Source organism: Allobosea sp. P4_E12 (assembly GCF_056401655.1).
In genome coordinates this window covers 219,175-230,615 of record NZ_JBFUIY010000010.1, presented here as the reverse complement: position 1 = coordinate 230,615, position 11,441 = coordinate 219,175, and the positions used below count along the sequence as shown (strand labels likewise).

Below are 11,441 nucleotides of genomic sequence, written 5' to 3'. Positions count from 1 at the left end.
GCCAGAACCTTCGTGATCGCAGCCGTCAAAGACGTCTTGCCATGGTCAACGTGACCAATCGTTCCGATATTGCAGTGCGGCTTCGTCCGCGCAAACTTCTCTTTGGCCATGACACCTTTTCCTCGACGACGGCCATCCCCGGCCGGAAAACGGGGTCGCATTAGGGGGTTTTGCGCGTCGATGCAAGCTGTGGCGGGCGAGATGACGCCAGCCGCGCACCGCGTCACCCCAACCGCATGCGTCCTGCGCACAGGGCATCGTCACGAGACCGCCGCCCTCAGTGAGCCGGCACTGGAATCTGTTCGCGAGAAAGCTCCCCGTCCGTGGCCTTGGCGAGCAACCGCAAGCCGGCCAAGGCCGGAGCCCCTAAATGCCCCTCACGAACCACGCCCCCGCCACGGCTACTCGCGCAGGAGCCAGGCGGAAAACGACGCGGAGGCACTGTCGATCGCCTCATACGCTGGATCACCCCGGATCTGGTCGGCAATGGCGAGCGCAGCAAACCCGATGAGGATTCCCACGGGCGTGGCAGGCACGACCGCAGTCGATGCAGCCCTGACGCCAGTCAGGTTAGGGTATTGCGTCAGCGGCCGCCCCGTCACCCCATCGAGCACGATCACGTCCGCGCTGAAATTCGCCTGCCCACCGGGAGCTATCAGCGACCTCACCACGACCTTCAGCTTGGCCGCGTGCTTGCCCGAAGGCTGTTCGGTAAAGCGCTTTCGGAAGCTGTCGCGAGTGATCTGCGCCAGCGTGCTGTACATCTGCGTCCGAGCAGCCGCGCTCCGGCTGAGAGCCATGAATTTCTCATCCCACGCAGCCTCCTCCTGCGTCGGCCCATTGCCCGCTCCGGCAGGATCACGCCCCAGGGAAACGGGACGGGTCGATGCCGGCCTCTGCGTGCCGGCATAGGCCATTCCAGCCTTCGGCCAGACTATGGCTGTCTGGCCGTCGACGGGCTTTGGCGTTTCGACGATAACGTCGACGATCCTGAGATCGCGTATCTCCGAGAAGGTCAGTCCTCGGTCCGGCGTAACGCAGCCGGCAAGCGCCGTGCCCAGAACGGCTGCAAGCAGAAATCGAATCACGGCGTCGAAATGCCCCCTGCGCAAAATGCGACTGGCGGGCGTTAACGATCCCGAAATCATCGCGCCAGTTGAACCAAGGTATTGGGCACGCAGGAAAACCGCCCCCGTGCCGGCACTCGCCTCGCCCTATTGCGAAGATACGGCGTGCGCCCCGAACACCCGCCGATAGCGGCCGACTTCGCCTGGCTCGCCCGAAGCCTTGTCGGGATTGTCGGAGAGCTTCACCGCCGGTTGGCCGTTCACCCGCGTCACCTTGCAGACCAGCGACATCGGATCGAGCGCGCGCGAACCGTCCGGCGAGCATCCGACGAGATCGTTGGTGAGATCGGTGCCCCAGCCGAAGGCCATGCGCACCTTTCCATCGAAATGCTGGTAGACCCGTTCGATCGCGGCGACGTCGAGCCCATCCGAGAAAACCAGCAACTTTTCGCGCGGATCGCGCCCCTTCTCGCGCCACCAGGCGATGATCTGCTCGCCGGCGGCTATCGGCGGGGCACTATCGGGACGGAACCCAGTCCAGTCCGCAACCCAGTCGGGCGCACGCCGCAGGAAATCGGTGGTTCCGAAGGCGTCAGGCAATGCGATCAGCAGATTGCCACCATAGACCTTGCTCCATTCCTCGAGCACACGGTAGGGCGCACCCAGCATCGTCTCATCGCTGTCTGCCAGCGCCGCGAGCACCATCGGCAGCTCATGCGCGTTGGTGCCGATCGCCTCGAGATCATTGTCCATGGCGAGCAGCACATTCGATGTGCCCGTGAAGCGTGGGCCGAGCCCCTCCTTCAGCGCCTCCACGCACCAGCGCTGCCAGAGATGCCCATGGCGGCGCCGCGTGCCGAAATCCGAGAGGCGCAGTTCCGGCAACTGCTGCAGACGCTCGACCTTCGCCCACATCTTCGCTTTGGCGCGGGCATAGAGCACATCGAGCGAGAAGCGCTTCTGACCAACCATCACCCGGCGCGCACGCAACTCGTTGATGATCGCCAGGGCCGGCACCTCCCACATCGTGCTGTGCGTCCAGGGGCCGCTGAAATGCAGTTCGTACTGGCCGTCCACCCGCCTGAGCTCGTATTCCGGCAACTGGAATTCGGCGAGCCAGGCCAGGAAATCCGGCGAGAACATCTGCGTCCTGCCGTAGAAGCTGTTGCCCGCGAGCCAGATCAATTCCTTCTTGCTGAAGCGCAAACCGCGGGCATGATCGAGCTGCGCCCTGAGCTCGTTCTCATCGACAAGATCGGCAAGCCGGATATGGCGGGACCGGTTGATCAGCGAGAAGGTGACTTGCACATCCGGATGAAAGCTCCGGATCATCTGCAGCATCAGCAGCTTGTAGAAATCCGTATCGAGCAGGCTGCGAATGATCGGGTCGAGCCGCCAGCCGTGGTTGTAGGTTCTCGTCGCGATATCGGTCAGGGTCATGCGGCGCGCGTGTCCGTGCGGCTGAAGGGCCGAAAAGAACTAGGCGAGATCGCGAGCCTTGAACATCCACCCGAATTCGCGTCGGGGGCGAGCGGCGTGCAGGGCAAAGCCCGGCCGCAGGCAAACGCTCTGCACGCAAATGGTGATCCCGCAGAAGCCAAAACGGGGCGGCCGCGCCATCCTCGCGCTGACGCAAGTCTCGTCGAAGGCGAACCTGCCGCAGGCAGCAATGTGCGGGGTCAGGGCTAGGGGCACCACCAGACATGGCGGGCGGCGTGCGTCCGCCCCTCGGCTAGTTCCTAATAGCGCTTCGCATAATAGCCCGAGGACGAATAGACCGACTGGCATTCAAGCCAGTACATGGATTGAACTGTCCGATTGACCGGAATCGCGCAGACAGGAGCAAGCTGCGCAGCCCTCTCTTGCGTCACCTGGCAGCCCGACAACACAATCCCGCAGGCGATCAGCAGGCATGCCCGTTGAACCGTTCCCATCGTCCTGTCTCCTGTTGCGAGCTATATTCGACAGCTTCGCCGCCAACAGATCCAATTTGTCCTGTTACCCGGCAGTGCGATCTCGATAGCCATGCGAGGCACAGTAATTTCTTAGATAGACGTTTTCTCCGCCGAAGTTGAGGGATCTATCGTTCGATAACTCCACATTTTTTCGATATTCCACGCTGCGGCACCCGCCCGCGCGCCGAAACGTCATCGTGTCCTGTTATCGATAGAGAACAGGCCGGGACCTGACCATCCGGGCCGGACATGGTCCGGCTCGGCTGTCGACCCCGGGCAGACACCAGTCAACRATGACGATGCAGGGCGAACGGAAGGTTCTTCTGCTTGTCTTCTATCTTCTCGTCGAGAAGAGCATCAAACCGATCATAGTCGAGGCGAAGCTTTCCGAAAAACTCGCCCCCCGTGTCAGCGCTCGATAAAGGCACGTTGCAGTTGATCGGAGATCGGCTTCAGCAGGTAGCTCATCATTGTGCGGCTCCCTGTCTGCATGAAGACCTCCGCCGGCATCCCCGAAACGAGCGGCGAGTCGGCCAACCGGCGACGTTCATCGTTAGGAAGGGCGACCCTCACCGTGAAAAACGGAGCATTGGTCTGCTGGTCGCGGCTGATATCGGCAGAAACATACGATACGACACCCGTCAGCTGCGGTGTCACACGTTGGTTGAAGGCGGAAAAGCGGATGAACGCCTTCTGACCCGACCGCACCTGGTCGATGTCGTTGGGCTGGAGCCGCGCCTCGACCTGCAGATCGTCGGAATCCGGCACGACTTCCATGACCGTGTCGCCGGCGCGGACGACACCGCCGATCGTGTGCGCGGCAAGCTGGTGAATCACGCCCGAGGTCGGTGCACGAATATCGATCCGGTCGAGGAGGTCTCGCGCGGAAACGCCACGCTCGACGAGCTCGGCCTCCTTGCCCCTGGCCTCGCCGAGTTCCTTCACGACATCGGTCCGAAAGTCCTGATCGATCCTTACGATCTGAAGCTGTGCCTCGCCGATTTTTGCCTTTGTCTCGGCGATTGCCGAGATCAGTTGCCCCCGCTCGCCCTCGATACGTGCGGATTCTCGCTGCAGGGTCGTAAATCGCGTCAGCGGCACAAGCTTCTTGTCATACAGCGTCTTGATTCCAGAGAGTTCGCCCCCGATCAATTCCAGCTGGCTTGCCTTGGATTTGAGCTGGGCATCGAGGCCTGAAATCTCTTCGCCAAGCTGCGCGACACGACTTTGCAGCAAGTCCTTCTGGCTTTGCCGCGCATTCGCACGAGCCTTGAACAGCGACTCTTCCGACGCCAGGAGCGCGTTGACACCGGTCTCTGCCGATCGCGCGGCCATCTCGGGCGGCGTTTCGATCTGCGCGTGAGCGTCGCGCTCGGCCATCAGCCGTGCAATCCGAACCCGGAATTCATCAAGCTGCTTGCTCACCACCTGGAGACTCGCCCGCGCCTGGGTTGCATCCAGTTGCAGCAGCAGATCGCCAGCGTTCACCCGCATGCCATTATGGACCGGAATCTGCGCGACAATTCCGCCGGTCGGATGCTGGATCGCCTTGACGTTCGATTGAACGACCAGATTGCCGGGAACGGCGACCGCGCCGGCCAGCGGCATCAATGCACTCCACGCACCGATCAAGACTCCGCCACCGATCAAAACCCGAAGGCCAATCCTGAGCTCGCGGTTGAACGCGCGTTCGACCCGCGACGCCAGAGTATCATTCCGGGCATCCGCCGTGCCAGCCGTCAGCTCGGCGCGGCGCCTGTCGATCAATCGGTCACTTGCCGGCGTAGCCGCGGCGTCGCTTCCCCTGGGGGGAACAGTCGATCGGGATGTATCGATATGCAACATTTGCCGTTGAGCTCCATTGGCCGACGCGACATGGGCTGGCACGGGCGCCAACGGCGTCGGGTCGACAGGTGCGATGGGCGGGCTGAGATGCGCCGGAGGCTGCGTGGGGCCACTGCGGTTCACGAGGGAACGACCTCGGCAACCTGTGTCTGGCCAATCTGGTTCGCGCTTGACACTGTCGCAGGTCGGCGCGTTGCCACGGTCTTCTCTGTGTGAACGCGCGCAAAGATCTCGTCGCGGGGGCCGAATGCAACCGTCTTGCCCTCGTGGAGGACCATCGCCATGTTCAGTTCGGAGAGAGCGCTGGGACGATGCGAGATGACGATGACAATGGATTTGTCGCGACGCAGGATCTGAATGGCGCGCGCTAATGCGCCTTCCCCCTCCGCATCAAGATTGGCATTGGGCTCATCGAGCACGACGAGGAACGGATCACCGTAGACCGCGCGCGCCAATCCAATCCTCTGGCGCTGCCCCGCCGAGAGCGACATGCCGCCTTCGCCGATGCGCGTTGAATATCCCTCCGGCAAACGCAAGATGATGTCGTGCACGCCCGCTATCTGCGCGGCCTTCAAAATGGCCTCGGACGTCGCCTGATCTTCAAATCGGCAGATATTTTCTGCGACGGTGCCGTCGAACAAGGCCACATCCTGCGGGAGATAGCCGACATGACGCCCCAGGTCCTCATTGCGCCACTGATCGATCGCTGCGCCGTCAAGCCGCACCACGCCATTGCTGACCGGCCAAATTCCGACCAGGGCCTTCGACAGCGAGGTTTTTCCCGATGCGCTCGCGCCGAGAAGCGCCAATCCCATGCCCGCCGTGAGCGAAAATGAAATATGCGAGACGATCGCTTTATCCGTGCCTGGTGCGGTAACGGCGAGGTCCTGAACCAGGAGTTCGCGGTAAGGGCGCGGGAGCATCACCGGTGGCGCGGGAGGAGCAGCGGTCACCTTGAGGATTTCGCGCAAGCGGGCAATGCTCTGACGCGCAGCGACAAGTTGTTTCCAGGTGCCAAGCGCCACCTCGATGGGCGCAAGCGCCCGCCCCATCATGATCGACGAGGCAATCATGATGCCCCCCGACGCCTTGTCGGTCACGACGAGATAGGCGCCGATGCCCAACATCCCGGATTGCAGCACGTAGCGGAGAACCTTCGCAGCTGATCCGAGATTGGCATAGACGTCGCTGGCCCGGCCATTTTCGCGCAGACAGCGTTCATTGGCCTGCGACCAACGCGCCGTGAATCGGTCCTGCATTCCAAGCGCCCGGATCACTTCGGCATTTTGCCGGGTCGCATCCGCCAGGACCTGGCGCTGCGCGCTGCTGTCCATGGCGGCCCTGGCTGCCCCACGCGACACGCGCTCGGTCAACACTGTCATCGCAATGATGGCAACGGTCCCAAGCACGGCCGTGACGCCAATCGCCGGATGGAACAGAAACAAGGCGATGATGAAGATCGGGATCCACGGCATGTCCAGGAACGCCGTCGGCCCCATGCCCGACATGAACGCCCGAATCTGATCCAGATCGCGGAGCGGCTGCTGCATCAGGATGGGCTTCACGCCGCGCAGAGGGAGCGTGGCGAGCGCGGTGTGGATCGCTTCCTGCAGGCCGACATCGAACAGCGTTCCGACGCGGGAGAGCATGCGCGAGCGCAGCGCGTCGGCATAGCCTTGAATGAGATAGGCCAGCAGAACCACGAGCGAAAGACCAAGCAAGGTCGCGATGTTGCGGCTCGGGATCACCCGATCATAGACCTGCAGCATATAGAGTGAGCCAGACAGCATCAGCAGATTGATCACGCCGCTGAACACGGCGATTCCGGTCATGCGACGCGCACTGTCGCGCAACCCGCGTGCGACCGGATCGTCAGATGCCGGTATCGAGCGCCCCTCAGATATCGTGCCGGATTGAAATATCTCTGGTCCGTAGCTTTGAGCGAGACTCATGCCTCTTCTGCGCCTTTTTGTCCGGCCGATACGTGTCGGCGATCACATGTGCTTGACGGGCGATACCGCCCCATTTTCCGGCAAGAATGCGCCGGTTCCCGTCAAGCCGCGCGGCGCGATGAAGCGACCGCCATGAGCGAGACACAGAGCCGGCTCGGGCAATCCAAGGCAGGTCGGCTAAGTCGAGTTTGCCTGAACGCGGCAGGTTGGCCGTGAGCAGGAGAGGCCACGAAGCGCCGGACATGTCGGAACCACAGACCGGCTTTCAAGGCAAAGGTGTCGTTGCCGGCGCTGAAAGGCGACGGGACGCTTCCGGAGTTGGCGCGGCAGTTCGACGTCCGCGCCAATCAGATCACGCAATGGCGGGGGCAGCGCTGCTTTCGGGCGCCAACAATGACGTCCTCCCGTCTGCGGCCGCTCGGCCGAGTCGGCTTCCAACACCATGGATGAACCAGGAGTTGGAAGCCTGCCCGCGCGACGTCATCCCCACATGTGATGGAGATGATGTGCCGTATCGACAATCGGTGAATGATGGATGTCGGCTGTCGCGTGATCGTGTGACGAAGGCGGGGCAGCGTCAGCGACCGTACCCGGAGGTGTCGGCGTTGGTTTCGGATCAGCGGCTGCGGTCGCGGGCGCAGTGACCGCCGTCGACAGCACCTGGGCCACGGTCAGGCCATCCGGGTTGAAATGGCCGCCGGTTATCGGAATGTTGTTGCCACCCACGTCTGCGGCATTGTCGTGGATGACCTCGGCAGCTGCCGTGACCAGGGCAGCATCGCCGGTCTTGAGACCTTTGATCATCGCATCGACTTCGGCCCCGAGCGTGCTGCTCGGTGTCAATTCATTGTCGAAGCGTGCCCCGAAGATCCCACCCTGCGCCAGATCGAACTTGGTTGCGTTCTTTTCGAAGGTTTGAAACTCGCTGATCAGGGCATTGATCGCATGCGTATCGCCCGATCCGACAAGTTGTTCTGCCCGCTGGCCCAGCGAGTTGCCTTGCGCGATGAAGTTTGCCCAGAAAGCCGTTTGAGCGGCATTGTCCTGATATCTCGGGGTTGGATTGAGAGCGTCAGGAAATTGGGAAAAGCCCGATACGCCTCCCTGGCTGGCCAAACCAGCCAGATTTGCATCCCCCTGGATGATATCGATCATGTCCAGGATATTGTCGTTGCTGCCCCGGCCGGCGTCCGGGTCGATGCCAGCCTGGTTGATATAGGTGATTTCGAGTTGCGCCTGCCTCATGACGGTGTCGGCATGAATGCCGGTGAGACCCTCGAACTGCGCGGGCTGCGCGTCGATCAAATGCTTGAGGCCGCTGACGACGGCGTTCATGTCACTGGTGATGATCGCCTTGTTGTCCGAATTGACACCGCCGAGAATGCGATTGGCCGCATCGTTGAAGATGGCACCGATCTCGGCCAGGGTGGCATGAGGCGCAGTCGCCGCAGTCACGCCGTCGGGTAGCGTCTCCGGCGCCGCGAGAAATCCGGTCGCGCCATTCTGCGTGGCCAAGGTCGAAAGCGTGTGATCGTTATTGACGGTATCGAGGATTTCGAGATGGCTTGCACGCAGAGCAGCCTCGGCATTTGCGACGCTGCCGAATGATCCGCCGCCATTCACGGATGCTGTCGCGGCCGAAAGCGCGGTCGTGATATCGGACAAGACCGTCTGGATATGCGTGAGCGTGTCGCCGGAAAATTGACCTGCCTTTATCTCGGACTGGAGACCGCTCTCCACCGCTTTGAGGTCGTCCACATATCGCACCACGCTGCCATGGCCTTGGCCGCCTTCCTCGACTGCGTTTTGCCATAGGCCGCCAACGAGCGCGCGGGTCGCGTCGTTGAACGTGGCGCCGAGATCCGAAAATTCCGGAGCAGATGAGGTGGGGGGAGTGGGCGTCTCGGGCGGTTGGGGCGGATTGTGATCACCGTGCTGGTGATGGTTGTCGTGTCGTTGATGCGTATCATGCGCGAAGCGAGCCAAGGCGGTCTTCCCTCTCTCTGGGTGCCGTGAGCGATAGCCACGGGTGGGGGAGCGTCGTGTACCAAAACGGTACGAGGCGGCCGGAAGATTGTTTACCTTCATGGCGTCAATCAGCCGAGATCGAGGCTAATCTGCGCAGAAGCAAAGGCGATTGGCCGACGAACTTGTGGCGAGCCAGGTCAGATACCACCTGATCGAGGCGCGAGCCTCGGACACGCCGCCATGGGCGCGCAGATGGACCTCTTCAACTTTCATTGATCGCCGGAGGCGTTAGACGAAGACGTTGGCGCGCCAGGCGTCTCTGCCGTCCATGCTGATCTTGACGCTGGCGCCGATAAGCAGAGCGGTGAACTTCCGGCTGGTGAACCGCGGACCTGATGCGTGTTGGCGATGTCAGGCTTGCCATGGCGAGCCATCGCTTCTTCGACCGTCTCGATGCAGAACGCGACATCCATGGTGATCGACAACGCCCGGCCAGAACCCGGCGTCTGAACCAATCGACGACAGCCCTCAGGTAGACGAAGCCGCGCGCCATGGGGATGTAGGAGACATCCATTTCCCAGACCTGATTAGGCCGCGTAACCGGCTGCTTGCGCAGAAGGTGGGGGAAGATCTTGTATCCCGGCGCCGGCTTCGAGGTGTTCGGCCGGCGATGGAGCACCTCGCCGTGTTCAGGCAGGAGCTACACTTATCCGACCTGTCTGGATGCACCGAGCCGGCTCTTCGCCATTCTGAGGCGAGAGTGTTGGAGCGGGTGAAGGGAATCGAACCCTCGTATTCAGCTTGGAAGGCTGCTGCTCTACCATTGAGCTACACCCGCGCCGGGTGCGACACCGCCTGAACGGCGACATCAACATAGACAGGACACGGTGGTGGGGGAAGCAGGACTCGAACCTGCGAAGGCATAGCCAGCGGATTTACAGTCCGCCCCCTTTGCCGCTCGGGACATTCCCCCGCCGTGTCGTGGACGCGCGCCGTGAAGCAACGTTGTCCAAGCGCCTGTTTCACTTTCGTGACGGGCAACAGGTGCGGGCGGACTTATGGTGACCGGGCTCCGGCGTGTCAACGGCAAAAAGCCGGTTCACCCACGTTTCCTTGTATCCGTCCCCAGCCCCTTTCCGGGGCCGGCATGGCCAGAGCCTCAGAAACCAACTGTAATCCAAGCCTCGATGAAATCCGCGCGCGCCTCCACGCTCAACCGCGGTACCTCGCACAGCCGGTAGCCATAATCGTCATAGGCCGCGACCATCGCCTCGTAGGTTCGCTCAGCCTCGGCGAAATCCTGCTTGCGCTCCTCGTCCTGCCCAAAGATCTCGCGCCAGGGCGGCGCGACGAAGACCTCGCTTCGGTAGCGGAACCGTCTTGCCGCGTTGTCCACATGCGCGGGAACACCAAGTCCCGAGAGCCTCAGATAACCCGCGATATCGGGAACCCCTCGATCAAAAATGACCAGCCCGGCCTGCTCCCTCGCAGCCTGATGGGAACGCAGCTCCCAACTCAGCATCAGCTCGGCGAAGAGCTCGCGATCGGCCCAGGGCAATGCCTGTCCCTCGATCGCCACCTGATCGCGAATGATGGCGCGGCCGGCTTCCGGAGACGTCGCAAATCCTCGCTTTGAGAGCGCCTCGATCAACGTCGTCTTGCCGGAACCGGGCCCACCGGTAATCACGACGAAGCGCTGGATATCCTCGGTCCTAGCCATCCCGTTCCCTCTCAATCCCTCTTGCCTGCGACAGCGTCCGCTGCTGCTCGACACCGAAAATCCGTCGTCCGGGCTGGCAAAGCGCCGCCCGCCGTGGCAGGGCATGGGCCGTCACGCTTCGGAGGTCCCCATGCCCGCGCCGTTCCGCCCCAAGCCGGCCAGGCCCGGCGGCAAGCCCTTCGCACGCCGCGACCGCGATGCCGGCCCCCCGCCACACCGGCCCGGCGATATCGACGAGGCCGTGCTCTACGGCGTCCATCCGGTCATCGAGGCACTTCGCAATCCCAATCGACGCTTTCGACGCCTCCTCGCCACGGAGAACGCCCTGAAGCGGCTGAGCGAGGAGGTCGGCACGCTGCCGCTCGAACCCGAGCTGGTCCGCCCGTCCGAGATCGACCGCCTGCTCACTCCAGATGCCGTGCATCAGGGCCTCTATCTGGTCTGCGATCCCCTGCCCTCGCCTGATCTGGACAGCCTTCCCGACGATGCGATCGTGCTCGCGCTCGACCAGATCACCGACCCGCACAATGTCGGAGCGATCCTGCGATCGGCCGCCGCGTTCGGCGCTGCCGCGGTGATTGTCACGATTCGCCATTCTCCGGCAGCAACCGGCGTGCTGGCAAAATCGGCATCCGGCGCGCTCGAGCATGTTCCGCTGATCGCCGTGCGCAATCTCGGCGATGCGTTGGATCAGCTTGGCAAGCGCGGCTTCCAGCGAATCGGCTTTGATTCGGAAGGGGCGACTGCCTTCGACGAAATCGCCCTGCAGCGGCCACTCGTCATGGTGATGGGTGCGGAAGGGAAAGGCCTGCGTCAGCGCAGCCGCGATCTCTGCGACCATCTCGCAAGGCTGGAAGTGCCGGGTGCGATCACCAGCCTCAACGTCTCAAACGCCACCGCGATCGCGCTCTATGCGGCAAGCCGGCGGCGCTGA

General features: G+C 62.6%; 8 protein-coding genes, 2 tRNA genes and 1 pseudogene. 1 reads left to right on the top strand and 10 read right to left on the bottom strand.

Features of this window, described 5'->3' with window-relative positions; all coding sequences use genetic code 11:
* The 10 genes and pseudogenes from AC1DW9_RS15595 to AC1DW9_RS15550 all read right to left on the bottom strand — a co-directional run.
* On the bottom strand, nucleotides 1–110 hold a 110-nt coding region (locus AC1DW9_RS15595; RefSeq protein WP_476775914.1), incomplete at its 3' end, for a GTP-binding protein.
* A 291-nt stretch (nucleotides 111–401) separates the two neighbouring features.
* On the bottom strand, nucleotides 402–1,088 hold the full coding sequence (locus tag AC1DW9_RS15590) for a hypothetical protein (protein ID WP_441506141.1): 687 nt from the start codon (nucleotides 1,086–1,088) through the stop codon (nucleotides 402–404).
* Between the two features lie 126 nt (nucleotides 1,089–1,214).
* Entirely contained in the window at nucleotides 1,215–2,507 is a 1,293-nt protein-coding gene (pncB, locus tag AC1DW9_RS15585) for a nicotinate phosphoribosyltransferase (protein ID WP_441506142.1), read from the bottom strand.
* Between the two features lie 923 nt (nucleotides 2,508–3,430).
* A complete protein-coding gene (locus tag AC1DW9_RS15580) occupies nucleotides 3,431–4,867 on the bottom strand; it encodes an HlyD family type I secretion periplasmic adaptor subunit (protein WP_441506143.1) in 1,437 nt (478 codons plus the stop codon).
* A 119-nt stretch (nucleotides 4,868–4,986) separates the two neighbouring features.
* Nucleotides 4,987–6,699: a type I secretion system permease/ATPase gene (locus tag AC1DW9_RS15575; protein WP_441506144.1), complete on the bottom strand. Its 1,713-nt coding sequence runs from the start codon at nucleotides 6,697–6,699 to the stop codon at nucleotides 4,987–4,989.
* A gap of 600 nt (nucleotides 6,700–7,299) precedes the next feature.
* Entirely contained in the window at nucleotides 7,300–8,805 is a 1,506-nt protein-coding gene (locus AC1DW9_RS15570; protein WP_441506145.1) for a hypothetical protein, read from the bottom strand.
* A gap of 174 nt (nucleotides 8,806–8,979) precedes the next feature.
* Nucleotides 8,980–9,469 (bottom strand): annotated as a pseudogene (locus AC1DW9_RS15565) (DDE-type integrase/transposase/recombinase); the annotation flags it as partial.
* An 82-nt stretch (nucleotides 9,470–9,551) separates the two neighbouring features.
* Nucleotides 9,552–9,625 (bottom strand) — tRNA-Gly (locus AC1DW9_RS15560).
* A gap of 50 nt (nucleotides 9,626–9,675) precedes the next feature.
* Nucleotides 9,676–9,760, bottom strand: a tRNA-Tyr gene (locus AC1DW9_RS15555).
* Nucleotides 9,761–9,946: 186 nt separating this feature from the next.
* Nucleotides 9,947–10,507, bottom strand: a complete 561-nt coding sequence (locus AC1DW9_RS15550) for an AAA family ATPase (RefSeq protein WP_441506146.1) — start codon at nucleotides 10,505–10,507, stop codon at nucleotides 9,947–9,949.
* 130 nt (nucleotides 10,508–10,637) lie between these two features.
* Between AC1DW9_RS15550 and rlmB the strand changes: the two genes are divergently transcribed.
* Nucleotides 10,638–11,441, top strand: coding sequence for a 23S rRNA (guanosine(2251)-2'-O)-methyltransferase RlmB (gene rlmB, locus AC1DW9_RS15545; protein ID WP_441491377.1), 804 nt, complete (start codon nucleotides 10,638–10,640; stop codon nucleotides 11,439–11,441).